The following is a 25,446-nucleotide window of genomic DNA, read 5'->3' as shown; positions in this document are numbered from 1 at the left end:
CAGGCAAGAGCATCCTTTGCTTCTGCAAAGGGGTATACCTGTCAATTACTGGCTTTAATTGTTCCGTTTCGATGAGTTTACTAATCTGGCTGAGCTGATTGCCATCTGCACCATAGCCGGTACTTCTAAGCTGCCTGTGCGGCAGTGAACGTTTTAAGTCTGAGCTGATTAACCCACGTAAGCTTCTAAGCTGCCTGTGCGGCAGTGAACTGTGGCAGGCCGGGAAATTCACCATTCTCCGGCTTCTAAGCTGCCTGTGCGGCAGTGAACGTAAGTCGGGGGCTGGCTGCATCATCCAGGCTCTTCTAAGCTGCCTGTGCGGCAGTGAACCTTAGGCATGTTCTCTGCTGCGCCATCCTGAGCTTCTAAGCTGCCTGTGCGGCAGTGAACGGTTCCTTCCCGCATGATTCCCACACGCTACGCTTCTAAGCTGCCTGTGCGGCAGTGAACGTGATGCGGTGCAGTTGCTGATTGCCGTCATTCTTCTAAGCTGCCTGTGCGGCAGTGAACCCTGAAAACGAGATCCGCGCCTTTGCTAAAAACTTCTAAGCTGCCTGTGCGGCAGTGAACTATTGAGAACCGCCGGGCGCGTGAACTCGCCTCTTCTAAGCTGCCTGTGCGGCAGTGAACTGAACGTTGAGGAAAGGCAGGCAGCGGCAGCGCTTCTAAGCTGCCTGTGCGGCAGTGAACCACACCAAGTTCTTTGCGCCATTTCTCAAGACCTTCTAAGCTGCCTGTGCGGCAGTGAACCGTTATCTTACCGCGCTAACCCATTTACTTCTTTAGCTTTTTACCTTATTTCCTCCTCCAGACCCTCTTTTTAACTATTGCCAAAATAATTATAATAATCAATCAGATAAAAACATGCTAAAAAAGAGGGTCTGTCGCACGAGTAAGAATTCACTGCAATGGAATTGTGACGTTGAAAGTGCCAGCGGGTTCAGCAGGCCATGCAATATGCATGTCAGCGTCCACAGTAGATACATCGATAGTTTCTACGGCATCAATGTAATCCATCCAGGCATTAAGAGCTGCGCTATCATCATCAGATAGTTTCCGCCCCATCAGTAATTTTGTCTGCCATACAGCGATTCTTTTAGTAGCCTCATCAAGCAGCGATGCTTGCTTTGAAAGCACCTCTAATACTAGCGACTGATGCTGCGCATCGGTATCTGTCACCCACTTTTCCCCATCCCATTTCTTGTAGTGCCTTTTGGGTGCTGCGCCGTCCATCGTTATCCTCAACTACATAGCGAATTGCTGGCTGTACAACAGCCGTTACCGCTTGCGGGTTGAAGGAGTGCACAACGCCAGGCAAAGCGACACGAATCTGATTCTTTACGGATTCCCGCTCGGATTTAAACGTTTCGGCAAGGTCACCGCTGCGGGTCTGAACTGATAGGGCCATTTGCTAAACTCCAGAAAGAAAAAACCCGCCGGAGGGTGGGTTGTTATATATGAGAAATAATTCGAGCTACGTCGAGGCGGCAGGGTCAGAGTGCCAATGCGCTTACTGTGGTAAAGAATTCAGATAGGTGAGCGCAGCCAACAAAGATGCACCAACAGCAGGCTTCAAGGGGGGACGTAAACAATGACAGGTATAAATATATTATTGACTTAATCGGCGACCTTTCTGCAAGGGAAGGAACCTATTATTTTGGGTGCATCCATACTGTCTTGAAGTAACTGGACATTCAAAAATACTTTCCCGTTACGCTTCACAAACTCAAAGCCGTAATTGTTACCGTCAAACGCTGGCATTAAGTTCATACTCCATACTGTATTAGCGCCATCGCCTTTCGCACCAAGCTCTTTAACCATCTGGGATGTGACTTTCTCACCATTTATTCTAACCCATCCGTCATTATTACCTGTTAATTTCAAACCACCGCACTGGAATGCTGCACTAGCAGTTCCAGTAACAAAATCCGTACAGAATAGCAGGCTGCTGATCGCCTGTTTATTCTGGATATCCTGGAAAAACTTGAACAGCTGTTCTTTTTCCAGCCCGGCATTTTTGAGTTGCATCAAAGCATCTTTTATTGAATTCTTCGTAATTGTATTCTCACGCATCATACGTTCAATGATACTACGCGCCTTGGGGTTTAATGAATACGATGCCCAGCGCCCCCACATTTTCAGCCGCCCCTGTATCCAGATGCGTTCCAATGCCTTCAATTCGATAAAGCCTTCAGGTATCCAGGCCGTATCAGGATATATCATAACTCACCCTCCATTTTTGACATTCTCCCATTCATGTTTATTAAAGGAATACAGAATACTGCCGGAGCTTTACATCATTGAACCCACCCCAGAAGAATCAAACGTTTCTGCAACAAAGATCGCACTGGCAAAGTAAATCAATTTTAAAAACCACTCAACACTCCGACAATGCTAAATATTAAATATTTAATGCACCTCGCAATTAACGCCAAGAAAAAGCGCATATATCATGAGCAAATTCAACAGTAGAAAAGATGAGTAAATGAAGGCACTACAGCAGGCACAATGATGCTTGATTTTATCAGATTTTAAGAGTGGTTCTATTATGCGTTCTATAAATAATACAGCACCAATAACATGAATTTAGTAACACGCGGTCTACAGAGAATTGATATTGAGTTTACCTCTCTGCAAAACTGCCGTGAGACGGTTATGCAGAGTGGCACTTATGGACTAAACGGTTTTATATCGGTCTGCAACTTCAGATTGTCTGATATCGGAAAGCAGGCCCTGACGGGCTGACTCAAGAGAGTCCCAGCGTGTGGCATTATGTAAAGGTGGAATGGTGACAGGTTCACGGCTATCAAAACCTGCCAGTGCTGCATCTACTAATTCGCCCACTTCCATCATTTGGGACAAGTTGCTGATGTCGATACCCGCACGATCCCAAATTTCCGTGTAAGTACCGGCAGGGAGCACCGCCTGGACATAAACGCCCTTAGGCGACAGTTCAAGATGCATTCCCTGGGATAAGAACAGAACAAAAGCTTTGGTTGCGCCGTAAACCGTCATGGCAAATTCCGGAGCGAGTGCAACAACGGAACTGACATTGACGATTGAACCCTCTCCGGCTTGTACAAATCGTGGTGCCACGGCACTGGCCAGTCTCGTCAGGGCGGTAACGTTGAGCGCGATAAGGCTTTCTATTGCAGCAGGTGCCTGATCGGTAAAACTGCCCGACTGTGCGATACCGGCATTATTGATAAGAATGCCTATCCGCGAGTCTTCACGCAGGCGCTCCTCAACCGTGACTAAATCTTCGTTTTGCGTGAGGTCGGCGGGCAGAACATCGACAGAAATACCATTTTCCTGTCGCAGTCTCTCTGCAAGTTTCTCTAACTTTGTTTTGTCGCGTGCAACCAGAACAAGGTCGTGTTTACGACGGGCGAACCGTTCAGCGTAAACAGCACCAATCCCCGTTGATGCACCTGTAATCAGAACTGTAGTTTTAGACATAGTGTGATCTTCTTTCTTAATGGATGAGAAAAATTCGCAATGTGCGATGTATGTAGATCCCCGGCGTGCGCCGGCCCGGTTACGCGTCAGCTGTGCTATCACGACAGAGTTAGTAAGGGCTGTTATTTCCAGTTCATAGTCGAAATATTGGTCGGTTAGTCATCTGTATTCGCCTGTAAAGAAGGGTTAGTAACGGCGCGATTTAATGATGATGGTCATCATCTATAAAGTCAACAGGTTTGATTATGATCATCATCAATGTATACTCAACCCAACTTTTTTAGAGGGGCAGAAACCAATGAAAGTGACAAAGGAGCAGGTTAAGGAAAACCGAATGCGCATTGTTGAAACAGCCTCAGAGCTGTTTCGTGAGCGCGGTTACGACGGTGTGGGTGTAGCGGAACTGATGTCAGCCGCAGGGTTAACCCACGGAGGATTCTACAAGCACTTTGCTTCCAAAGCTGATTTGATGTCGGAGGCGATGAGCTGCGGTTTTGCGCAATCCGCAGAAAGTACGGCGGGTGTAAACCGGGAAAAATTCATTGAATACTACCTGTCCCGTCAGCATCGCGATGATATGGGAAAAGGCTGTGTGATGTCGGCACTGGGAACCGATACCGCCCGTCAGCCTGAATCATTTAAGGCGGCATTTGCCGCTGGGATTGAACGTCAGCTGTCAGTTTTAGCAGAGGGAAATCATGAGGAAGCCGCAACTCGTGCCGAGCTGATTGACACCATTGCGCACCTTGTTGGTGCCCTGGTGCTGTCACGTGCATGCCCTGATAATTCTACTCTGGCCGATGAGATTCTCGATGTCTGCCGCTCGCGCCTTCTCAGCCAGAAAAAATCCAAAGATTGAATACACTGCGGAAAGCGAACTCGTGCAGATGCACTTTCATGGCGACTGCGGTAACCAAAGCCGTATTGACTCCAGCCTCTAATTGACTTTATCGCGATAGCAGAACAAGACGTTGATTTTTTGTAGTTTTTGCGGGAGGGGTTTGGGAATTGTTGGGGAAGACCTTTGTAGCCTTGAAATGATGGCGGGAGCCTCAGCCCCCGCCGACAAACACACTTACATGTGTTTGATCATCGCGTCGCCAAACTCTGAAGCTTTCAGCAACTTAGCGCCGTCCATCTGACGTTCAAAGTCATAGGTCACGGTTTTGGCAGCAATTGCGCCTTCCATGCCTTTAACAATCAGGTCAGCGGCTTCGAACCACTCCATATGGCGCAGCATCATTTCTGCGGACAGGATGATTGAACCTGGGTTCACTTTATCCTGGCCTGCATACTTAGGCGCTGTACCGTGGGTCGCTTCGAACAGGGCGCATTCGTCACCGATGTTGGCACCCGGAGCAATACCGATACCGCCAACCTGCGCAGCCAGAGCGTCAGAGATGTAGTCACCGTTCAGGTTCATACAGGCAATCACGTCATATTCAGCCGGGCGCAGCAGAATCTGTTGCAGGAACGCATCGGCAATCACATCTTTAATAACGATCTCTTTGCCGGTATTCGGGTTTTTCACCTTCATCCACGGGCCGCCATCGATCAGCTCACCGCCGAACTCTTCTTTCGCCAGCTGGTAACCCCAGTCTTTGAAAGCGCCTTCGGTGAACTTCATGATATTGCCTTTGTGAACCAGCGTTACGGAATCACGGTCATTTGTGATGGCGTAGTCGATGGCTGCACGCACCAGACGTTTGGTGCCTGCTTCTGAACATGGCTTAACGCCGATACCGCACTGCTCAGGGAAGCGAATTTTCTTCACGCCCATCTCATCACGCAGGAACTTGATGACTTTATCTGCTTCCGGCGTACCCGCTTTCCACTCGATACCAGCATAGATATCTTCGGAGTTTTCGCGGAAAATCACCATATCAGTGTCTTCCGGGCGTTTCACCGGGCTTGGTGTGCCGGTGTAGTAACGGACAGGACGCAGGCAGATGTACAGATCAAGCTGCTGGCGCAAGGCAACGTTCAGGGAACGAATACCGCCGCCGACCGGGGTGGTCAGAGGGCCTTTGATGGCAACGCGGTACTCTTTAATCAGGTCGAGAGTTTCTTCTGGCAGCCAGACATCCTGGCCGTAAAGCTCTACCGATTTCTCACCGGTGTAAATTTCCATCCAGGAAATCTTACGCTCACCGTTGTAAGCTTTCTGCACAGCGGCATCAACTACTTTGATCATCACTGGAGACACGTCAACGCCAATGCCATCACCTTCGATAAACGGGATGATTGGATTGTTAGGTACGTTGAGTTTTCCCTGATCCAGGGTGATTTTCTGACCTTCCGCCGGAACAACTACTTTGCTTTCCATTAACCTCTCCTTCGAGCGCTTTTTTTTGTTAATGACTTGTAAGATGCGCGTCAATACTACTTGAATATTGACGCCACGCCAATCATCTCAGGATTGCGGTATAATGCGCTTATTGTTAACAAGTGCAAAGACCATGCGAAAATCTTCCCTGACGAATCATCACCCTGGACGTTCCGGCCCGCGCCGCGCCGCAAAAAGTGCCCCGAAAGGCCCGCGCTGCGTGGTTTTATTTAACAAACCGTACGATGTACTGCCCCAATTCAGCGATGAAGCCGGACGCCGGACGCTGAAAGATTATGTACCACAGCCAGGCATTTATGCTGCCGGTAGACTGGATCGTGACAGTGAAGGTCTGATGGTGCTGACCAATGATGGCGCACTTCAGGCCACACTGACCCAGCCGGGCAAGCGTACCGGGAAAATCTACTATGTGCAGGTGGAGGGCGACCCGCAGGAGAGCGATTTGCAGCCTCTGCGCAGTAGCGTAAATCTGAAAGATGGCCCTACCCTGCCCGCTGGAGTAGAAAAAGTCGCTGCCCCCGACTGGCTATGGGATCGTCAGCCACCGATCCGCGAGCGGAAAGCCATCCCCACCAGCTGGCTAAAAATCACCCTGTTTGAAGGGCGTAACCGCCAGGTGCGACGCATGACAGCACATATCGGTTTTCCAACCCTGCGTCTGATCCGCTTCTCTATGGGAACATTACATTTACAGGGACTTGCACCCGGAGAATGGCGTGATATTAGCAACGAAATATGACTATTATGACGTAATATCTCGCTAAAACTTGCCGAATGCACACCGACCGCATGGAGAATACTATGTTTAAACCGCACGTGACCGTAGCCACCGTAGTACAGGCTGAAGGGCTTTTTCTGGTTGTAGAAGAACGCGTGCGTGGGCGCACCACCTGGAACCAGCCTGCGGGCCACCTGGAAGCGGATGAAACACTGCTTCAGGCGGCAGTGCGTGAACTGTCGGAAGAGACAGGCATTGATGCTGTTCCACAGGCCTTTTTACGCCTGCACCAGTGGATCGCACCCGATAACACTCCTTTCCTGCGCTTTCTGTTCGCCCTGGATCTGCCAAAAGCCTTAGAGACTTATCCGCAGGATCGCGATATCGATCGCTGCTGGTGGCTGCCGCCGCAGGAGATTATCACCTCTAAAAAACTACGATCGCCGCTGGTGGCAGAAAGCCTGCAAATTTATCAGTCAGGGGAACGCTATCCGCTGGAGATCCTCAGCGCGTTTCAGTGGCCGTTTAGCGAGAGTGCGCAGCCCGCCGACGCGTGATAGAATGCGTCGCAATTTTATCAGAGTCGCCTTTAACGGCTCCTTAAAGTCGGACAAGCAATGTCAAACAGTACAAATAGCCAGAAAAAAGTGATCGTCGGTATGTCCGGCGGCGTTGACTCCTCAGTTTCCGCCTGGTTGCTACAGCAGCAGGGTTATCAGGTTGAAGGCCTGTTTATGAAAAACTGGGAGGAAGATGATGGCGAGGAGTACTGCACCGCAGCGGAAGATTTAGCCGATGCGCAGGCAGTCTGTGACAAGCTCGGAATCTATCTGCATACGGTTAACTTTGCCGCTGAATACTGGGACAACGTGTTTGAACACTTCCTGGCGGAGTACAAAGCAGGCCGTACGCCCAATCCTGATATCCTCTGTAACAAAGAGATCAAATTTAAAGCTTTCCTGGAATTTGCCGCAGAAGATCTCGGGGCGGACTATATCGCCACCGGTCACTATGTGCGCCGCCAGGATGTGGACGGCAAAAGCCGCCTGCTACGCGGACTGGATGGCAATAAAGACCAGAGTTACTTCCTCTATACCCTCGGCCACGAGCAGATTGCACAAAGTCTGTTCCCGGTAGGCGAGCTGGAGAAACCAGAAGTACGTCGTATTGCTGAACAGCTTGATCTGATCACTGCGAAGAAAAAAGATTCCACCGGCATCTGCTTTATTGGCGAGCGTAAATTTACCGAGTTCCTCGGCCGTTATCTGCCTGCACAGCCAGGCCCGATTGTCTCCGTTGAGGGAGATACCGTGGGGCAACATCAGGGTCTGATGTACCACACGCTCGGTCAGCGTAAAGGGCTGGGAATTGGTGGTACCAAAGACGGCAATGAAGAACCATGGTACGTGGTAGATAAAGACGTGGCGGCCAATATACTGGTGGTAGCGCAGGGCCATGACCATCCGCGCCTGATGTCGGTAGGCCTGATCGCCCAACAGCTGCACTGGGTAGATCGTGAGACGCTCACTGCCCCGCTGCGCTGCGTGGTAAAAACCCGCTATCGTCAGGAAGATATTCCCTGCACCGTCACTCCGCTGGATGCTGAACGGATTGAAGTACGTTTTGATCAGCCGGTGGCCGCCGTTACGCCAGGGCAGTCTGCGGTATTTTATCTTGATGAAATCTGCCTCGGTGGCGGCATCATTGAACAGCGCCAGCCGCTGGTTAACTGATGCAGACCACAGCAGCTAACACGAAAGCAGCTAACGCATCAACAGCCTGAAGTATGACGATGAACGCACTCTACATAATTCGGGCTGTAGGACAAAATGGCTTTAGCCTTTTGAACAGCGTAAAGCGCTGGCCCCTCCGGGGCGAGGCATAGCCGAGTAACGCAGCAAATGAGTGAATCCCGATGAGCTTACATCAGTAAGTGATTCGGGTGAGTGAAAGCAGCTAACGCATCAACAGCCTGAAGTATGACGATGAACGCACTCTAAATAATTCGGGCTGTAGAAAGGCAGCAAATGAGTGAATCCCGATGAGCTTACATCAGTAAGTGATTCGGGTGAGTGAAAGCAGCTAACGCATCAACAGCCTGAAGTATGACGAGTGACAGGAGTTACCGTGGCAAAGAACTATTATGATATAACCCTGGCGCTGGCAGGCATCTGCCAGTCCGCTCATCTGGTGCAGCAACTGGCACACCAGGGGCACTGCCCGCCGGATGCGTTAAATACATCGCTGAAAAGTCTGCTGGATCTGAATCCTTCGTCCACGCTGGCGGTGTTTGGCAATGACGAAGCAAATTTGCAGTTTGGTCTTGAGACACTGCTGGCGGTGCTGAACAGCAACAGCCGCCAGGGCCTGGGTGCCGAACTGACGCGTTATACTCTCAGCATGATGGTGCTGGAGCGTAAACTTCATGCCAGCAAGACCGCATTGAATGAGTTATCAAACCGTATTGCCCAGCTTGATCGCCAGCTGGCGCACTACGATTTGGAGTCCGAAACGCTGTTAAGCGCGATGGCGGCGATTTATGTCGATGTCATCAGCCCGCTCGGCCCGCGGATTCAGGTCACAGGTTCACCGACTGTCCTGCAAAATAGTCTGGTACAGAGTAAAGTTCGTGCCACCCTGCTGGCGGGTATCCGCGCGGCGGTGTTGTGGCAGCAGGTCGGCGGTGGCCGTCTGCAACTGATGTTTTCCCGTAACCGCTTAGTCAATGAGGCAAAAGCGATTCTGGCCCGCCTTAACGGGACGCCAACCTGATTTTTTAACCGATCCTGGAGCAGCAACAATGGAATTATCCTCTCTGACCGCCGTCTCACCTGTAGATGGTCGTTATGGCGACAAAGTCAGCCCACTACGTGGTATTTTCAGCGAATATGGTCTGCTGAAATTCCGCGTTGAGGTTGAAGTTCGCTGGTTACAAAAACTGGCAGCCTGCGCAGAGATAAAAGAAGTTCCTGCATTTAATGCCGACGCAAACGCTTTCCTTGATGCAATTGTCAGTGGTTTTAGCGAAGAAGACGCTGCGCGCATCAAAACTATCGAGCGTACCACTAACCACGACGTTAAAGCCGTGGAGTACTTTCTGAAAGAGAAAGTTGAATCCGTTCCTGCGCTGCATGCGGTTTCTGAATTTATTCACTTTGCCTGTACCTCTGAAGATATCAATAACCTGTCTCATGCGCTGATGCTGGAAACTGCACGTCGTGAGGTTATTGTGCCTTACTGGAACAAAATCATCGCCGCAGTAAAAGACCTGGCGGTGCAGTATCGTGATATCCCCCTGCTTTCACGCACGCACGGCCAGCCTGCAACTCCGTCTACGCTCGGCAAAGAGATGGCTAACGTTGCCTATCGCTTTGAGCGCCAGCTGCGTCAGTTAGAACGCATTGAAATTCTGGGTAAAATCAACGGTGCCGTCGGCAACTACAACGCCCATATTGCCGCTTATCCGGAAGTTGACTGGCATCAGTTCAGCGAAGAGTTTGTCACCTCTTTGGGAATAACCTGGAACCCATACACCACGCAGATTGAGCCGCATGACTATATTGCCGAGCTGTTTGACTGTATGGCGCGCTTTAACACCATTCTTATCGACTTCGATCGTGATGTCTGGGGTTACATTGCATTGAACCATTTCAAGCAAAAAACCATTGCTGGCGAAATCGGTTCTTCTACCATGCCGCACAAGGTCAACCCAATTGACTTCGAAAACTCCGAAGGTAACCTCGGCCTGGCGAACGCTGTTATGCAGCACCTGGCAAGCAAACTGCCTGTATCCCGCTGGCAGCGCGACCTTACCGACTCTACTGTCCTGCGTAACCTTGGTGTTGGCGTGGGGTATGCGCTGATTGCCTATCAGTCAACGCTGAAAGGCATCTCTAAACTGGAAGTGAACCGCGCGCGTCTTCTGGAAGAGCTTGATCACAACTGGGAAGTGCTTGCCGAGCCGATCCAGACGGTTATGCGCCGTTACGGTATCGAAAAGCCTTATGAAAAGCTGAAAGAGTTGACTCGCGGTAAGCGCGTTGATGCTGAAGGCATGAAAACCTTTATCGATAGCCTGGCGCTGCCGGAAGAAGAAAAAACCCGTCTGAAGCAGATGACTCCGGCTAACTATATTGGCCGTGCAATCCAGATGGTTGACGACCTGAAATAATCTCCACCCTGCCGGGCCGGTTCAGTCGGCCCGTGTTAACCTCTTGTTTATCTGTTCTCCCCTATACTCAATGCCAGTTAATGCCTCTGTTAATACAAGTCGCTATCATGCTGTTGCACCTGCGGTGATTCAGGGGCTATGTTGTTATTTCTGGCAGTTAGATCTTATTTAAGGATTCGGTTATGCGTGTGTTAGTTGTGGAAGATAATCCACTGCTGCGTCATCATCTGGCAGTGCAGCTGCGTGAGATGGGGCACCAGGTTGATGCTGCGGAAGACGCGAAAGAAGCCGACTATTTCCTCAATGAACACACTCCGGATATTACTCTGGTCGATCTCGGCCTGCCGGATGAAGATGGAATGGCGCTGATCCGTCGCTGGCGCAGCCAGGAAGTACGTCAGCCAATACTGGTGCTGACGGCACGTGATGGCTGGCAGGCAAAAGTGGAAGCATTAGAAGCGGGTGCCGATGACTATGTGACCAAACCTTTCCATATTGAAGAGGTGGTCGCGCGGATGCAGGCGCTGATGCGCCGCAATAGCGGCCTGGCCTCGCAGATTATTACCCTTCACCCTTTCCAGGTCGATCTGTCACGTCGTGAGCTGACGATCAACGAGCAGCAGATCAAGCTGACCGCTTTTGAGTACACTATTATTGAAACCCTGATCCGCAATACGGGCAAAGTGGTCAGTAAAGACTCGCTGATGCTGCAACTCTATCCTGATGCCGAGCTGCGCGAAAGCCACACTATAGACGTGCTGATGGGTCGGTTGCGTAAAAAAATTCAGGCAGAGCACACTCAGGAAGTGATCACCACCGTGCGCGGCCAGGGCTACCGGTTCGATATCTGAGAATGTTCAACTGGCGCCGCAAAAAACCGCTTTCGCTGCGGGTTCGATTCTTACTCGCCACCGCAGCAGTGGTACTCACTATGTCACTATCCTACGGCATGGTGGCGGTCATTGGCTATGTTGTCAGCTTCGATAAAAACACCTACCGCGTGCTGCGCAGTGAAAGTAATCTGTTTTTCACCCTATCCCAGTGGCAGGACAATAAGCTGACTATTGTCCAGCCTGAGCGCATGACGCTGAATTTCCCGGCGCTGGTGTTTATCTACGACAATAACGGCAAACTGCTCTGGCAGCAGCGCGACGTGCCGGATATTCGCAGCAAGATCCACCGTGAATGGCTAAACAAGTCTGATTTCTATGAAATTGACACTAACAATCACACCAGCCGCGAAGTGCTGGGTAATGACCGGGCGGCACAAAATAAACTGAGCGCCTACGATGACGACGGAAATGATACCTTCACTCACTCGGTGGCGGTAAACCGTTACGAAGCCACGGCTACCCTGCCAGCGCTGACTATCGTGGTCGTTGACTCCATCCCGCAGGAATTACAGCACTCTGATGTGGTGTGGTCATGGTTCAGCTATGTGCTGCTGGCCAATCTACTGCTGATTATTCCCCTGCTGTGGCTGGCGGCACACTGGAGTCTGCGCCCAATTGGTGCACTGGCGGCTCAGGTGCGCGAGCTTGAGGCAGGCAGCCGCGACACGCTCGACCCAAGACCGCCGCAGGAGCTGAAAGGACTGGTGCGCAATCTCAATTTACTGCTGGATAACGAACGCCAGCGCTACACCCGCTACCGCACCACCCTCAGCGACCTGACGCATAGTCTGAAAACACCGCTGGCGGTGCTGCAAACTACCCTGCGCTCGCTGCGCGGTGAGCGTAACCTCTCAATTGAGCAAGCGGAACCGATCATGCTCGAGCAGATCAGCCGTATCTCCCAGCAGATTGGCTATTACCTGCATCGAGCCAGCATGCAGGCCGATCATCACGCGCTGAAACGCGATCTGCACTCGGTGCCCGCTCTGTTAGATGGGCTGTGCTCGGCACTCAATAAAGTCTATCAGCGTAAGGGCGTGGTGCTGACGCTGGATATCTCGCCGGAGGTGATCTTCGTCGGTGAGCAGAACGATTTTATGGAAGTTATGGGCAATGTACTGGATAACGCCTGCAAATACTGTCTGGAGTTTGTTGAGGTCAGCGTGAGGCAGACGGACAATACACTCTGCCTGATCGTTGATGATGATGGCCCGGGCATCCCGGAAAACAAGCGTGACCTGGTATTTCTTCGCGGTCAGCGTGCCGACACGCTGCGCCCTGGTCAGGGTCTTGGCCTGTCGCTGGCGCGCGATATCCTTGAGCAATACGCCGGAGATATACGCGCCAGCACCAGCGAGCTTGGCGGTGCACGTATGGAAGTAGAATTCCAGCGCCAGGAACTGCTGCATAAACACGAGTAATACGCCACACGCCACGACATTTCAGCGTGACAGTACACAGTGACTGCCACGCACTGTTATAATCTTACAACTTTGGCGTTTCAGGAAACCATCATGGATTATCAGCTCGATCTCAACTGGCCCGATTTTATTCAACGCTACTGGCAGAAACGCCCGGTAGTCCTTAAGCGCGGCTTCAAAAATTTCGTTGACCCCATTTCTCCCGATGAACTGGCTGGCCTGGCGATGGAAAATGAAGTCGACAGCCGTCTGGTAAGCCATCAGGACGGGAAATGGGAGGTCAGCCACGGCCCGTTTGAGAGCTTTGATCATCTTGGTGAAAACAACTGGTCGCTGCTGGTGCAGGCGGTCGACCACTGGCACGAGCCATCTGCGGCTCTGATGCATCCGTTCCGTATGATCCCGGACTGGCGTGTGGACGATCTTATGATCTCATTCTCAGTGCCAGGAGGCGGCGTAGGCCCTCATTTTGACCAGTACGACGTATTTATTATCCAGGGCACCGGCCGTCGACGCTGGCGCGTAGGTGAGAAAACAGAGATGAAGCAGCACTGTCCGCATCCGGATCTGCTTCAGGTTGAACCGTTTGACGCCATTATCGATGAAGAGATGGAGCCGGGTGATATTCTCTATATTCCGCCAGGATTCCCGCATGAAGGCTACTCGCTGGAAAACGCCATTAACTATTCTGTTGGCTTCCGTGCACCAAGCGGGCGTGAGCTGATTAGCGGTTTTGCCGATTATGTACTGGCACGTGAACTGGGTAGCCGCCGCTTCAGCGATCCGGAAGTGCAGCCACGTGAACATAATGCTGAGATCCTCCCTGCCGAGATTGACGGCATCCGCGCCATGATGCTGGATATCATCAATCAGCCGCAGCACTTTAATCAGTGGTTTGGTGAGTTTATCTCGCAGTCACGCCACGAGCTGGATGTTGCCCCACCAGAACCCCCTTATCAGCCTGATGAGATCTACGATGCTCTGCAACAGGGCGCGCTGCTGTCACGCCTTGGCGGTCTGCGCGTGGTATCAATCGGGGATGCGGTGTTTGTTAACGGTGAGCAGATCGAATCACCGCACCGTGCCGCGCTTATTGCACTGGCGAATGATTTAACTCTGGGTCAGGATCAGTTCGGTGATGCACTGGACGATCCCTCCTTCCTTGCCCAGCTGGCAGCACTGGTGAACAGCGGTTACTGGTATTTTGCCGACGAAGAGTAATCCATCGCCTGGGGCGGTCGTATCTGCGACCGCCCCTCCATCAATATTCTATTAACGATCGCAAAGTTCGTTTCCGGTCAGGTTTTTGAAGAGACGTTCAGGCCAGGAAAACGCTGCTTCAGAGCGGTAAATACCCCTGACATCTGCTGTTCCAATGCCAGTTCACTGCCTTCCCCTGCCTGCACTGCGGCAAAGACTTGATGCTTAAGGAAGTGGCGCCACACAATCGGTTGCTGTGCCAGAAACGCCGTCAGCAGTTGATAACGCTCACGCGTCCAGAGCGCTTCAAATGTACGCCGCTCCTCACCTACATCAAAATGTTCGCCATTATGCTCTGGCATGGCCGCACGCAGTCGGGCGGTGCCGACTTCATCAATCTCACCCTGCTGCAACGCCACACCATACTGTTCCCGCGCCGCCTGCTCCGTCAGGAACCCACACTGCACGTCGTGTAAAACAGCCTGTACCCGGCGATTCTTCGCCAACCCGTATCCGCCAGCCCCCGGGCCTTTGATCGCCACCACGTCGCCCGGGCCGCAGTGAATCACGTCGGTATTACCATGTTCAGTTATCCGTCCATCGGCGTGTTCGGTGCGGAACCAGGATGTGCTCCCTGCCCGTCCCCCTGCCGCGCCAGCAGATGAAAACACCGAGCGGTTGCGGTTGCGCGCGGTAATAGTGGTATTTGGTGCGAACACTTCGAAAGCCATTTCGGTGGACAGCCCGCCGCGATACTCCCCGGCTCCTGCGCTGTCGGCTGCCAGACCATAGCGCAGAAAGCGCACCGGCACTTCCGCTTCATTAATCTCGATTGGCGTGTTTTTCAGAAATGCCGACAGACCGCCAGAACCGTCCGGCCCATCGTGTTTTGGCGTTCCACCCGCGCCACCGCCCACCGGGCCAAGCGAAGCGACTACGCTGCGGTTCAATCCGTCTACGGTACGAATATTGATAATCGAGTTACCGCCCGGTGAGTTGGCGGGCAGACGTTCCGGCATCGCCAGAGAGAAGGCACCGACGGTGGCAATCTGCGACATCGCGCAGGTCAGGGAGCGCATGCCTACCGCTGCCGGAGCCTCGCAGTTCATAATGGTGCCCGGCGGAAGAATAGCGCGCGTCGGGCGCAGCGTTCCGGCATTTAACAACAGCGAACGGTCGAGGGTAGAGAGCACATAGGTTACGCCAACCAGCGCCAGCGGATGACGTTCACGCCCGCCGGTCGGCATATTCAACGATGACATCAGCTGCGGGTCGCTCCCGGTATAATCCAGCTCCAGGCAATCGCCTTTTACCCGCAGCGTCACGGCGATACGGCACGGATAGCCACCCTCACCATCTTCATCGGCGTAATCCGCATAGAAATAGTCCCCGTCCGGAATGGTGCTGATAATGCCGCGCGCCTGCTGTTCAGCATAATCAAGAATGCCTTCAATGCCGGTCAGGAAATCATCGATACCAAAGCGGGCGATAATTTCCTGCACCTTGCGCTCGCCAATATTGACCGAGGCAATCTGTGCATTAAAGTCACCCCAGTTTTGCTCGGGCGCCCGCACGTTCAGCCTCATAATGCGCGCCACTTCATGGTTAAGCACGCCGCCGCTGATAATTTTCAGCGGCGGAATACGGATCCCCTCCTGCACGATTTCCGTTAACGAGCGCGACAGCGAAGCAGGTACCGCCCCGCCAACGTCGGTATTGTGAATATGGCCTACCACAAAGCAGGCGATCTTTCCGTTATGAAACACCGGCTTCCAGATATGGATATCCGGCGAGTGAGTCGCCACATTTCCGGCGTAGGAGTCATTTGTGATGCAGATATCCCCTTCCTGATAGCCGTCAATCAGCTCCAGCACCGGGCCATAATCGATGCCGCTGTACCAGGGCGCACCAAAGCTGCGCGGTGAGGCAAAGGCCATACCTTCACGGCTGACAATCTGACAGGAGAAATCTTCCGTCTCTTTTACAAACGTGGAGTGCGCGGTGCGCATCAGAGTAAACGCCATCGCATCGGCAGCCGCTGCGCAGTAGTTGGCGAGAATTTGCAGGTTACGACCATCAATTGCCATGATGTGCTCCGGTTTGCGGGGTAATAATCAGATTGCCATAGCGATCAACATCCACCTGCATCTGAGGCGGAACGCAGGTGGTGCAGTCATCCTGCGCAACAATCACCGGACCGGTAAGCTGGTGCCCGGCAAGCAGCGCACTGCGGGATACGACATTCACCTGCCACCAGCGTCCGTCAATCCAGGCTTCTACCTGACGCAGTACCGGTACCGGCCCCCCGGCCTCAGCCAGGGTAGTCAGGCGTGGTTTCGGGGTTGGCGATGAAAGCACCAGCCGCAGGTTGATCAGCTGTACTGCTGCCTGTTCATCGTGATGACCAAACAGGCGGGTGTGATGAGCGTTGAAGGCGCTGTGGATCGCCGCCAGATCGCCTTCCAGCAGCCATTCAGGTTGCAGGGCCACATCAATCTCAAAAGACTGACCACGATAGCGCATATCTGCCGAGAAGCTGAGTGTATAAGGTAAATCTGCGCCGTACTCGCGCGCCAGCCAGGTTTCAGCTTCAGTGCGCAACTGCCGGGCATGCTGTCGCAGACTCTCACTCACCGCCACGGTCAAATCACAATAGAGCGTGCGGATAAAATCATTTTTAATATCAGCCACCAGTCCACCGAGCGCCGACAACACTCCCGGCGTTGGCGGTACCACTACCCCTTTCAGCTTCAGTTCACGCGCCAGGAAGCAACCCATCATCGGCCCGGCTCCCCCGAACGCGAGGAAAAAGAACTCACGCGGATCGAGACCAAAGCGCGAGATCAGCCCGCTGGTGTCGCTGTACATACTGGAAACAGCCAGGGCAATAATATTTTCAGCGGTCTCTTCGATAGTGATCCCGAGCGGCCTGGCCAGTTTACCCACCGCAGCACGAGCTCCAGCAACATCCACCTGCACTGCGTTGTAGCCCAGATCGCCATGACCAATCAGACCGCAGGCGGCAAAGGCATCGGTGGCAGTGGCTTCGGTGCCTCCACGGCGGAAGCATACCGGGCCAGGCAGCGATCCGGCGCTATCCGGGCCAACCTGCAAGACGCCGAGACTATCAATCCAGGCGATAGATCCCCCACCCTGACCCACGGAGGTGACCGAAACAGAAGGAATATAGATCGGGAAGTCGCCGATAATCTCACCGCTGCCGTACTCCGGCCGGCCATCGATAATCACCGCTACATCGGCGCTGGTTCCGCCGATATCCAGACTTAACAGCCGGTCAAAACCGCAGCTTTCAGCAATATAACTGGCTCCCATCACCCCGGAAGCGGTGCCGGAAAGTACCATCTGTACGCATTCGGCTTTAGCCTGCGCCAGCCCCATCACGCCGCCGTTCGACTTAGTAATGCGCGGCGGCACCGGCACCCCCATCTCCTTTAGCGCCCGCTCAAACGCGTCCAGATAGTGGATCACTTTCGGCTGCACATAGGCGTTAATGACGGCGGTAATGGTGCGTTCATATTCGCGAATAATCGGCCAGATCTCTGCCGAACAGGAGGTCAGCAGATCCGGCGCCAGCTCTGCGACAATCTCACGCACCTGCGCTTCATTGCTGCCGTTGCGATAGCTGTGCAATAGCGACACCACAATGCCCTCACAGCCTGCGGTGCGGGCGGCTTCCACTGCATTCACCACGCTCTGGCGGTCTACGGGCTGTAGCACCTTGCCGTCACGGTCTGTACGTTCGCTAATGGCAAACACCCGATCGCGAGAGATTAGCGGCGCAGGCCGGCGTGAGAACAGGTCATGAATATGAGGGATCTTAAGCCGTGCCAGCTCCAGTACATCGCAAAAACCCTCCGTTGCAAACAGCGCCAGTTTCACGCCTTTACGCTGGATCACCGCATTGACGCCTACGGTGGTGCCGTGGGTGAAGTAGCTGATCTCTGCCGGGTCAATGCCGTCACGCTGCTGAAACTGCGCCAGTCCGGTAGTGATTTCACTGCCGGGGCTGTCGGGGCGTGAAAGAACTTTCAGGGTGCGGATGCTGTTATCACGCTCGTCCAGCAGCGCAAAATCCGTGAACGAGCCGCCAATATCGACGCCAACGCGGTAACTCATGGGGTGTTATCCTCTGGTGGGGTGGGGAAAAATTCCATCAATCGTTGTGGCTTTGCCACTGACTGCCATCCCGCCCGGCGATAGACTTCGTGGGCATCGTCGGTGGCCAGCATCCAGCGTTTTATCGTGTTGAGTTCCGGGTGAGTCAGAATGGTGGCGGCGAACCATCCACCCAGCCCTTTGCCGCGATGGGCATCATCAATCATCACATCGCTGAGGTAGGCAAAGCGGCAGTAATCAGTGATTAGTCGCCCGAAACCAACCTGCTGCTGACGGTAATAAATGCCGAACGGCATGGATGCGGCGAGGGATCGTTCGGTAGTCGCCAGCGTCTGTCCGGCCGCCCAGTAGCTTCTTTCCGCGAGCTGGCGGTGAACCCAGGCGATATCGATTTTGCTGGCATCACTGCTTAACAAATATTCATCGCGATGCCATTCGGCAACCGCAGGGATAACCGGCTTCAGCATGGTGGCTCCTGACTGTTTTTAACGGATAAAAAGAGTGTAAGGCCTTTAACTGCGGGAGTTTTTGGGTTGATGCAGGTCAGTACGGCGTTTTGTGGGGAATTAGGGGGAGGCGGGGAAATATTCTGCCGGGTGAGGTCAGCTACCCCGGGCGCGACGTGCCACGCCCCTGCGGGAGTGAGTCGCTGTTGGGGGCGGGCATGCCCGCCCCACGGTTAAAACTCTACCTGCGTATGACGGGTAATCAACGAACGCAGCGGCACACTACTCTTCATAATCGGTGACTTAATCACGATATAGCTAAAGTATTTATCAATGCCAACTTTCGCATCCAGCAGCCCTTCAATCACTTCCTGATAATGTTCAATACTGCGGGTAATAAAACGCAACAGGTAGTCGTAGCCCCCGGTGATCAGATGGCACTCCATCAGTTCATCCACTTCACGGATGGCATTCTCAAACTTCATAAAATCTTCGCGCCGATGGCCGGAAAGCGTCACTTCCGTAAAAACGGTGACTGAATCAGTGATTTTCGTCAGATTGATATGCGCTTCATAACCGGTAATAAAACCCGCAGTTTCAAGGCGTTTTACGCGTTGCAGGCAGGGGCTGGGCGAAAGCCCAACGGCATCGGCAAGGTTCACATTGCTGATACGGCCATCTTTCTGTAGCTGCACCAGAATGTTAATGTCGATACGGTCCAGTTTCATTAAGCCGTTCATAGAACCCCTTGATTGTTTCATATCACTCAAATGGTATAACACGCTTTCAACAAATTATGCCAGCGTTTTACCGCGCCATACCATCCGACCGTTATCATCAATAACTGCAATAATATCAATAGGGAAACACCCTGCGGCTAGCCTAAACGCCCCGTCGCCCGCGCCAGTGCTATATCAAAAATGTGCAGCGCTTCTTCCAGCTGCGAATCACTGGTCACCAGCGGTGCGAGGAAACGTACAGTGTTGCGATGCAATCCGCATTTAATCAGCAGCAATCCCTCCTGGCAGGCGCAGTCGAGGATTTTTTGCGTCAGCGCGGCATCCGGTTGTTTAGTTTCGTAGTCGATAATCTCAACCGCCTGCATAAAACCAATACCGCGCACTTCACCAATACAGGCGTATTTATCAGCCAGCTGTTGCAGACGTGCATTTAACTGCTCACCCAGCTGATTAGAACGCTCCAGCAGATTACCCTGCTCAAACAGATCGAGCACCGCCAGCGCAGCAGCGCAGCCCAGCGCGTTACCGCCGTAGGTACCCCCCAGACCGCCCGGAGTTGGAGCATCCATAATCGCCGCTTTGCCCACCACGCCAGAAATAGGCAGACCGCCGCCGAGGCTTTTCGCCACGGTGACCAGATCCGGCACAATGCCGGTATGCTGGAAACCAAACATCTTGCCGGTGCGGCCAAAGCCGGTCTGTACTTCATCGCAGATCAGCAGAATGCCGTGACGCTCTGTGATGGCGCGCAGCGCCTGCATAAAGGCCGGAGATGCTGCCAGGAAGCCACCGTCGCCCTGCACCGGTTCGATAATAATTGCCGCCACCCGCTCCGGCAGAATCTGCACGGCAAACAGCGTATCCAGCGCTTTTAAACACTCTTCTTCCGAAATATTGTGGAAAGCATTAGGGAAAGGTACGCGATAAATATCCCCCGGGAACGGGCCAAAGTTCTGCTTATAGGGCTGGCTCATACCGGTTAATGTCACGCCTAATAAAGTGCGGCCGTGGAAGGCACCGTCAAAAGCAATAATGCCGGGACGTTGAGTATGTGCACGCGCAATTTTAACCGCATTTTCTACCGCTTCAGCGCCGCTGGTAAAAAATACGCTTTTGAACTCCTGCCCCGCGCCAATCAGCTTATTCAGGCGTTTTGCCAGCTCGATATACCCCGGATAGGCGGCCACCTGAAAACAGGCATGAGTGACCAGCTGCAACTGCTCAGTCACCGCATTAATAACCGCCGGATGACTGTGACCAACATTTAATACGCCAATGCCGCCGACGAAATCTAAATAACGGTTCCCTTCAACATCCCAGACTTCGGAACCTTTGCCTTTGGCAATAACAATAGGGTGTGCGGTCACTACGCCACGGGGAACATTTTCTGCACGAGCGTCCAGAAACAGGGCGTTATCAGAGAATGTCTGCTGTTCAGCCAGTAAATTGTGCATTTATTTGCCTCATTGACGTGAAAATGAATAGTTGCCCGGAACGGGCATGGGTCAAGTATCGCAATAAGCCGTAAGGGAAAGCTGCCGTTCAGCAGGTGACGGCAGCATTAACTTTCGTAATTCGCCCTAAACCTTAGGTTAAATTTTTACCCTCAGCGTTTCTTCAACCACTGCGCAGAACCAGCGGATGCCGTAGGGTATTAATGCATCATTAAAGTCATATTCTGAGTGATGCAGCGGGCGACTTTCTGCCGAGCCAAGCCAGATATAGGCACCCGGTTTTGCCTGCAACATAAAGGAGAAATCTTCCGAGGTCATCGCCGGTTTCGGCGCGAGGCGATGCTCCAGCCCGGCGCGGCGCGCAGCGGCGAGAGCGACACCTGCCTCATGCTCACTATTGATGGTGGCCGGATAATAGCGATCGTAAGTGACGCTGGCGGTCAGTCCGTGTGCGGCGGTCACATGCAGCGCCAGCTCACGCATACGCTTTTCAATACGATCCTGCACCGCAGAGTCAAAAGTGCGCACCGTGCCGGTCAGCGTTGCCTGCGCCGGGATCATATTGTGTGAGAAACCGCCATTAATGCGCGTCACCGTCAGCACTGCCGGATCGCAGGGATCCAGATCCCGGCTGACAATAGTGTGCAGCGCCACCACCAGCTCGCTGGTTGCCAGCAGGGTATCAGGCGTCAGCTGAGGCTGTGCAGCATGACCACCGCCGCCTTCTACGGTGATAGTGAAGGCATCACCCGCTGCCATAATCGGCCCCGGACGCGTCTGCACCGTGCCCAGCGGCAGCTGTGGCCAGTTGTGAATTGCATAGACGGCATCACAGGGAAAACGGGTAAACAGACCATCGTCGATCATCGCCTGCGCCCCGGCCAGCCCCTCTTCCGCAGGCTGAAAGATAAAATTCACCGTGCCATCAAAATCAGCATCAGCCACCAGCCGCTCTGCCGCTCCCAGCAGCATTACCGTATGACCATCATGGCCGCAGGCATGGCACTTTCCGGGCTGCTGACTTTTCCATGCCTGGCTGCCATTATCATCCATCGGCAGTGCATCCATATCGGCACGCAGTCCGATGGTGCGTGTGCCGTTTCCACGCTTAAGTACGCCGACCACCCCGGTTTTACCGATGCCGCGATGCACTTCCAGCCCCAGTCTGACGAGAAAATCTGCCACCAGACCGCTGGTACGATGCTCGTGATAACCCAGTTCCGGGTGCTGGTGAAGATCGCGCCGCAGCGCCACTAAATGCTCAATATCCATATCAGTATCCTTTATCGCGATCGACTACGCCGATCATAGATTCTCCGCGTTCGAAGCGGCGAATATTCTCCAGCAGTGCCTGTACCGCACTCTCAGGCTGAGTCTGGCTGGCAATGTGCGGCGTCAGCCAGATAGCCGGATGCTGCCAGAAGGCATGCTCTGCGGGGAGCGGTTCCGGAGCGGTAACATCGATCACCGCCGCACTCAGCTGCTGGCTATCCAGTGCACTGACTAAGTCCTGATGATTGAGCTGCGGCCCCCGTCCTGCCTGCACCAGCGCCGCACCGGCGGGTAGCTGCCGGAACAGATCGGCGTTCAGCATCCCTTCGGTGCTGGCAGTCAGCGGCAGCAGACAGATAAGAATGTCGGTGCGCGCCAGAAACTCACCCAGCTGGTCGTTACCCGCCCAGCAGCGTACTCCGGGCAGATCGCGCGGAGTACGGCTCCAGCCGCTGCAGTCAAAGCCGAGCGCTACCAGTGGTTTAAGCACCGCCTCGCCCAGCGTCCCCAGCCCCATTACGCCCACGCGACGGCTGGCGGCGGTATGCACACTGTGCGCCTGCCAGATGCCTTCACGCTGTTGTTGCAGGTAGCGCGGCATATCGCGATGCAGGCCGAGCACGGCAAAAGTGACATACTCGACCATGCCGCTGGTAAGTCCCGGTTCGATCATGCGCACCACCGGCAGTTCGGGTGGCAGAGTGGCATAATCAAACTGATCGGCCCCGGCACCAACAGAGAACAACACTTTCAGATTGGGGAACTGCTGCATAATATTGGCGGGAGGTACCCAGGCAACCAGATACTCCACCGCCTCAGCATCGCCGATATCCGGCCACAGACGGAAGCTGGCATCAGGTGCCATTTCAGCCAGCAGCGCGGCCCATTTATGCCCGCGTTCAGGTTCAGATTTATAGACAATATTCATCAGGCCATCGCCTGGCTCATCAGCCCGAACGCCTGCATGCCGCCATTTTCTGGCTGCCAGGGCACGCCTTTATACATCGTGGTTGGTGCATCGACTTCCGCCATCCCCAGCTCGTTCAGCCAGCGGCCAAGCCCTGCGGAACGATCGGTATCAATGCGCACAAACTGGCCGCTGGCACCGCTTAACAGCTGGCTTACCAGCAGCTTTGCATTCGAAAGATTACGCGCAATTACCGGGCCGATGGCATAGCCATGGCCGAAACGTCGCAGACAGGCAAAACCGGCCGCCGTGCCGTTTTCCTCCAGCACCAGAAAACGCTCTGCGCTAGCGAGCAGATTGGCGATAAGTAGCGGACGATGCTGCCCCAACGCCTGGCGATCGAGTGCGGTCAGCAGCGCTGCATCCTGCATGCCGGCGTGGCGCAGACGCTGCTGCGGGCCACAGGCAACGGGCGTCACCGGAGAGAGTTCGCGACACTGGTGCTGCTCAACATGGCCGGTAGCCACAAAGCCCAGTTTTTCATACAGCGGCTTTCCGGCCTCGGTGGCATGCAGGCGAACATTGCTGCCTTCCAGTGCTGCCAGCGTCTGCTGCATCAGCTGTTTACCAATACCGCGCCCCTGCTGGGCACCGTCAACAATCACCAGTCCAAGGGTGGCGTAATCCCGCCCCCAGCGCCAGCGCAGCGCGGTTCCAATTACCTCGCCATTTTCCTGCGCCACCAGACCTTCACCCAGCAGCAGCGCCTGCTGCCAGTCGGCGCGGCGGTGCGGCCACTTCATCTGCCGGGTCAGGGCGAAGGCGGCATCCAGGTGGTTCTCATTCATCGTCACGAATTCAATTGTCATATCAGTTCCTTACATCATGCCCGGCGCAGCAAGGCCGGAACCGTCGATCAAACGTTCATAGCGGAACGGCGTCGGGTCAACAATCGGGGTATCTTTGGTGGCAAGATCGGCGGCCAGACGACCGGCGCCGGGGCCGATGCCGAAACCGTGGGCGCTGTAACCCGCTGAGATCACCAGGCCCGGCAGTTTACCGACCGGCGAAATCACCGGCACCGCATCCGCCGTGCTGTCGATCATCCCGCCCCAGGCCTGTTCAAGACGCACGCCCGCCATTGCCGGGAACTCCTGGCGCATGGCACTCAGCCCCTCCTGTACCATCGCCATGTCCGGCAATGGGTCAAGAATACGTATTTTTTCAAACGGCGAAATGCCGTCCATCCGCCAGCTAGCCAGTGCTTCCGGCCCGCTAATAAACGGGGTAATACCGAGGTTAATCTTCAGATTTTTACGGCGTGCCTTAAAGGTCGGATAGAACTGGCGCGCATAGCGCAGGCCCTGCAAGCCAGGCTCCAGGCGACCGCGACCGGAGACGGAGACGGTATAGCTGCCGTCCAGCTGCGGGCGGCAGGCGAAACCTGGGGTATAGAGCGGCAAAGCGATTTTCTGTTCGATGGGCGCGGTACGAAATGCCGTACCAATTACGTTACCGAGCGGCAGATCGATACCGTGACGGCGACAGAACATCGAGGTCCAGGTGCCACCCGCGCAGATCACACTGCTGGTTTTGATTAAGCCGCGTTCAGTCAGCACTCCGCTGACGCGTCCGGCGGAGATATCCAGCCCGCGTACAGCACACTGTTGAAACACCAGTGCGCCCAGTCGTTGAGCAGCAATGGCCAGTCCGGGCGCTGCAAGTGAAGGTTCGGCGTGACCGTCGGTGGGTGAAGAGATGCCACCCAGCCACGCGCTGGAGCTGCCAGGTGTCATCTCTTTAGCGCGTTCGGCGGTGAGAATTTCACTGTGGAAGTCATAGCCTTTCGCCATTTTGTTCCACGCTTCCCAGGCGTTGATATCGTCCTGACTTTTAGTGGCATACACCAGGCCGCTGCGGCGAAACCCCAGCTCTTCGCCTGTCTCCGCGCCCAGTTCCTCCCAGCGTTGCAGAGCATATTTAATCAGCGGCAGCTCGCGCTCGTCGCGATTCTGCTGACGGCACCAACCCCAGTTACGGCTCGACTGCTCGCCGCTCACCAGCCCTTTTTCAATCAGCACCACGCTGACGCCTTTTTTCGCCAGTTCATAGGCTGCGGCCGCTCCGGCAATGCCGGCGCCGATCACCACCACATCTGCCGCAGGCGGAAAGTGGGGGCTGTCCTGTACGTATCGAATCGGTGCGGGCATGTTGTTCCTTACCTTTTGAATAGTTAATTACGGGCATCTTACTGCTGCGGGCGAGGCGTGCCTCGCCCCTA

At 54.1% G+C, this 25,446-nt stretch carries 22 protein-coding genes, 1 pseudogene and 1 CRISPR repeat array; of the genes and pseudogenes, 9 read left to right on the top strand and 14 right to left on the bottom strand.

Annotated features, from left to right (window positions below; translation table 11 throughout):
- Positions 1-122 precede the first annotated feature (122 nt).
- A CRISPR array of direct repeats spans positions 123-750; the repeat unit is 28 nt; unit sequence CTTCTAAGCTGCCTGTGCGGCAGTGAAC.
- Positions 751-900: 150 nt separating this feature from the next.
- From GN242_RS08390 to GN242_RS08375, 4 genes and pseudogenes are all read right to left on the bottom strand, one after another.
- Entirely contained in the window at positions 901-1,233 is a 333-nt protein-coding gene (locus tag GN242_RS08390; protein WP_156287278.1) for a tail fiber assembly protein, read from the bottom strand.
- Positions 1,214-1,408 (bottom strand): annotated as a pseudogene (locus GN242_RS21770) (Gp138 family membrane-puncturing spike protein); the annotation flags it as partial. The gene GN242_RS08390 and the pseudogene GN242_RS21770, both read right to left, overlap by 20 nt.
- A 209-nt stretch (positions 1,409-1,617) precedes the next feature.
- Positions 1,618-2,223 carry an STY1065/STY2022 family phage-derived protein gene (locus tag GN242_RS21835; protein ID WP_156287277.1) on the bottom strand — a complete coding sequence of 202 codons (606 nt, stop codon included), beginning with the start codon at positions 2,221-2,223 and terminating at the stop codon, positions 1,618-1,620.
- 453 nt (positions 2,224-2,676) lie between these two features.
- A complete protein-coding gene (locus tag GN242_RS08375; protein WP_156287276.1) occupies positions 2,677-3,459 on the bottom strand; it encodes an SDR family NAD(P)-dependent oxidoreductase in 783 nt (260 codons plus the stop codon).
- Positions 3,460-3,757: 298 nt separating this feature from the next.
- On the opposite strand from GN242_RS08375, the gene GN242_RS08370 reads away from it, so the two are divergent.
- Positions 3,758-4,318, top strand: coding sequence for a TetR/AcrR family transcriptional regulator (locus tag GN242_RS08370; protein WP_156287275.1), 561 nt, complete (start codon positions 3,758-3,760; stop codon positions 4,316-4,318).
- Between the two features lie 216 nt (positions 4,319-4,534).
- Here GN242_RS08370 and icd read toward each other — a convergent pair whose 3' ends face one another.
- Positions 4,535-5,785: an NADP-dependent isocitrate dehydrogenase gene (icd, locus tag GN242_RS08365; protein ID WP_154751510.1), complete on the bottom strand. Its 1,251-nt coding sequence runs from the start codon at positions 5,783-5,785 to the stop codon at positions 4,535-4,537.
- Between the two features lie 103 nt (positions 5,786-5,888).
- On the opposite strand from icd, the gene rluE reads away from it, so the two are divergent.
- The 8 genes from rluE (at position 5,889) to GN242_RS08325 (ending at position 14,230) form a co-directional block, all read left to right on the top strand.
- Positions 5,889-6,545 (top strand): 23S rRNA pseudouridine(2457) synthase RluE, encoded by a 657-nt coding sequence (rluE, locus tag GN242_RS08360; RefSeq protein WP_154751511.1) that lies wholly within the window; start codon positions 5,889-5,891, stop codon positions 6,543-6,545.
- A 62-nt stretch (positions 6,546-6,607) separates the two neighbouring features.
- Entirely contained in the window at positions 6,608-7,081 is a 474-nt protein-coding gene (locus tag GN242_RS08355) for an NUDIX domain-containing protein (RefSeq protein ID WP_156287274.1), read from the top strand.
- Positions 7,082-7,141: 60 nt separating this feature from the next.
- Complete coding sequence (mnmA, locus tag GN242_RS08350) at positions 7,142-8,257, top strand: tRNA 2-thiouridine(34) synthase MnmA (RefSeq protein ID WP_154751513.1); 1,116 nt, start codon at positions 7,142-7,144, stop codon at positions 8,255-8,257.
- A 394-nt stretch (positions 8,258-8,651) separates the two neighbouring features.
- Positions 8,652-9,296: a high frequency lysogenization protein HflD gene (gene hflD / locus GN242_RS08345; protein WP_156287273.1), complete on the top strand. Its 645-nt coding sequence runs from the start codon at positions 8,652-8,654 to the stop codon at positions 9,294-9,296.
- Positions 9,297-9,324: 28 nt separating this feature from the next.
- The gene (gene purB / locus GN242_RS08340; RefSeq protein ID WP_154751514.1) at positions 9,325-10,695 is read left to right on the top strand and encodes an adenylosuccinate lyase; all 1,371 of its coding nucleotides are present in this window, start codon (positions 9,325-9,327) and stop codon (positions 10,693-10,695) included.
- Between the two features lie 182 nt (positions 10,696-10,877).
- Complete coding sequence (gene phoP / locus GN242_RS08335) at positions 10,878-11,546, top strand: two-component system response regulator PhoP (RefSeq protein ID WP_154751515.1); 669 nt, start codon at positions 10,878-10,880, stop codon at positions 11,544-11,546.
- A 2-nt stretch (positions 11,547-11,548) separates the two neighbouring features.
- Positions 11,549-13,009: a two-component system sensor histidine kinase PhoQ gene (gene phoQ / locus GN242_RS08330; protein ID WP_154751516.1), complete on the top strand. Its 1,461-nt coding sequence runs from the start codon at positions 11,549-11,551 to the stop codon at positions 13,007-13,009.
- A 93-nt stretch (positions 13,010-13,102) separates the two neighbouring features.
- Complete coding sequence (locus GN242_RS08325; protein WP_154751517.1) at positions 13,103-14,230, top strand: ribosomal protein uL16 3-hydroxylase; 1,128 nt, start codon at positions 13,103-13,105, stop codon at positions 14,228-14,230.
- Between the two features lie 77 nt (positions 14,231-14,307).
- Here the strand turns inward: GN242_RS08325 and GN242_RS08320 are convergent, their stop codons facing one another.
- The 9 genes from GN242_RS08320 to GN242_RS08280 all read right to left on the bottom strand — a co-directional run bounded on the left by GN242_RS08320 (position 14,308) and on the right by GN242_RS08280 (position 25,375).
- Positions 14,308-16,296: a hydantoinase B/oxoprolinase family protein gene (locus GN242_RS08320; RefSeq protein ID WP_156287272.1), complete on the bottom strand. Its 1,989-nt coding sequence runs from the start codon at positions 16,294-16,296 to the stop codon at positions 14,308-14,310.
- Positions 16,286-18,346: a hydantoinase/oxoprolinase family protein gene (locus tag GN242_RS08315; RefSeq protein WP_154751519.1), complete on the bottom strand. Its 2,061-nt coding sequence runs from the start codon at positions 18,344-18,346 to the stop codon at positions 16,286-16,288. Before GN242_RS08315 ends, GN242_RS08320 begins: the two co-directional genes overlap by 11 nt.
- On the bottom strand, positions 18,343-18,813 hold the full coding sequence (locus GN242_RS08310; protein ID WP_156287271.1) for a GNAT family N-acetyltransferase: 471 nt from the start codon (positions 18,811-18,813) through the stop codon (positions 18,343-18,345). Before GN242_RS08310 ends, GN242_RS08315 begins: the two co-directional genes overlap by 4 nt.
- A 212-nt stretch (positions 18,814-19,025) precedes the next feature.
- Positions 19,026-19,532 carry an Lrp/AsnC family transcriptional regulator gene (locus tag GN242_RS08305; protein WP_105594848.1) on the bottom strand — a complete coding sequence of 169 codons (507 nt, stop codon included), beginning with the start codon at positions 19,530-19,532 and terminating at the stop codon, positions 19,026-19,028.
- 137 nt (positions 19,533-19,669) lie between these two features.
- Complete coding sequence (gene gabT, locus GN242_RS08300) at positions 19,670-20,986, bottom strand: 4-aminobutyrate--2-oxoglutarate transaminase (RefSeq protein ID WP_154751521.1); 1,317 nt, start codon at positions 20,984-20,986, stop codon at positions 19,670-19,672.
- A 138-nt stretch (positions 20,987-21,124) separates the two neighbouring features.
- Positions 21,125-22,258 (bottom strand): M20 aminoacylase family protein, encoded by a 1,134-nt coding sequence (locus GN242_RS08295; protein WP_156287270.1) that lies wholly within the window; start codon positions 22,256-22,258, stop codon positions 21,125-21,127.
- A gap of 1 nt (position 22,259) precedes the next feature.
- On the bottom strand, positions 22,260-23,186 hold the full coding sequence (locus tag GN242_RS08290) for a 2-hydroxyacid dehydrogenase (RefSeq protein ID WP_156287269.1): 927 nt from the start codon (positions 23,184-23,186) through the stop codon (positions 22,260-22,262).
- Entirely contained in the window at positions 23,186-24,034 is an 849-nt protein-coding gene (locus GN242_RS08285; protein WP_154751524.1) for a GNAT family N-acetyltransferase, read from the bottom strand. The genes GN242_RS08290 and GN242_RS08285 overlap by 1 nt, the downstream gene beginning before the upstream one ends.
- A 9-nt stretch (positions 24,035-24,043) precedes the next feature.
- Complete coding sequence (locus GN242_RS08280) at positions 24,044-25,375, bottom strand: NAD(P)/FAD-dependent oxidoreductase (RefSeq protein ID WP_154751525.1); 1,332 nt, start codon at positions 25,373-25,375, stop codon at positions 24,044-24,046.
- Between the last annotated feature and the right edge of the window lie 71 nt (positions 25,376-25,446).

This window comes from Erwinia sorbitola (assembly GCF_009738185.1).
In the GTDB taxonomy this organism is placed as follows: Bacteria; Pseudomonadota; Gammaproteobacteria; order Enterobacterales; family Enterobacteriaceae; genus Erwinia; species Erwinia sorbitola.
Note: the sequence above shows the minus strand (reverse complement) of the source record. Positions and strands in the feature narration are given on the sequence as shown.

Coding starts and splice junctions, on each gene's coding strand:
- GN242_RS08390 (WP_156287278.1), bottom strand. CDS start 1,233: ATGGACGGCGCAGCACCCAAAAGGCACTACAAGAAATGGGATGGGGAA.
- GN242_RS21835 (WP_156287277.1), bottom strand. CDS start 2,223: ATGATATATCCTGATACGGCCTGGATACCTGAAGGCTTTATCGAATTG.
- GN242_RS08375 (WP_156287276.1), bottom strand. CDS start 3,459: ATGTCTAAAACTACAGTTCTGATTACAGGTGCATCAACGGGGATTGGT.
- GN242_RS08370 (WP_156287275.1), top strand. CDS start 3,758: ATGAAAGTGACAAAGGAGCAGGTTAAGGAAAACCGAATGCGCATTGTT.
- icd (WP_154751510.1), bottom strand. CDS start 5,785: ATGGAAAGCAAAGTAGTTGTTCCGGCGGAAGGTCAGAAAATCACCCTG.
- rluE (WP_154751511.1), top strand. CDS start 5,889: ATGCGCTTATTGTTAACAAGTGCAAAGACCATGCGAAAATCTTCCCTG.
- GN242_RS08355 (WP_156287274.1), top strand. CDS start 6,608: ATGTTTAAACCGCACGTGACCGTAGCCACCGTAGTACAGGCTGAAGGG.
- mnmA (WP_154751513.1), top strand. CDS start 7,142: ATGTCAAACAGTACAAATAGCCAGAAAAAAGTGATCGTCGGTATGTCC.
- purB (WP_154751514.1), top strand. CDS start 9,325: ATGGAATTATCCTCTCTGACCGCCGTCTCACCTGTAGATGGTCGTTAT.
- phoP (WP_154751515.1), top strand. CDS start 10,878: ATGCGTGTGTTAGTTGTGGAAGATAATCCACTGCTGCGTCATCATCTG.
- phoQ (WP_154751516.1), top strand. CDS start 11,549: ATGTTCAACTGGCGCCGCAAAAAACCGCTTTCGCTGCGGGTTCGATTC.
- GN242_RS08325 (WP_154751517.1), top strand. CDS start 13,103: ATGGATTATCAGCTCGATCTCAACTGGCCCGATTTTATTCAACGCTAC.
- GN242_RS08320 (WP_156287272.1), bottom strand. CDS start 16,296: ATGGCAATTGATGGTCGTAACCTGCAAATTCTCGCCAACTACTGCGCA.
- GN242_RS08315 (WP_154751519.1), bottom strand. CDS start 18,346: ATGAGTTACCGCGTTGGCGTCGATATTGGCGGCTCGTTCACGGATTTT.
- GN242_RS08310 (WP_156287271.1), bottom strand. CDS start 18,813: ATGCTGAAGCCGGTTATCCCTGCGGTTGCCGAATGGCATCGCGATGAA.
- GN242_RS08305 (WP_105594848.1), bottom strand. CDS start 19,532: ATGAACGGCTTAATGAAACTGGACCGTATCGACATTAACATTCTGGTG.
- gabT (WP_154751521.1), bottom strand. CDS start 20,986: ATGCACAATTTACTGGCTGAACAGCAGACATTCTCTGATAACGCCCTG.
- GN242_RS08295 (WP_156287270.1), bottom strand. CDS start 22,258: ATGGATATTGAGCATTTAGTGGCGCTGCGGCGCGATCTTCACCAGCAC.
- GN242_RS08290 (WP_156287269.1), bottom strand. CDS start 23,186: ATGAATATTGTCTATAAATCTGAACCTGAACGCGGGCATAAATGGGCC.
- GN242_RS08285 (WP_154751524.1), bottom strand. CDS start 24,034: ATGACAATTGAATTCGTGACGATGAATGAGAACCACCTGGATGCCGCC.
- GN242_RS08280 (WP_154751525.1), bottom strand. CDS start 25,375: ATGCCCGCACCGATTCGATACGTACAGGACAGCCCCCACTTTCCGCCT.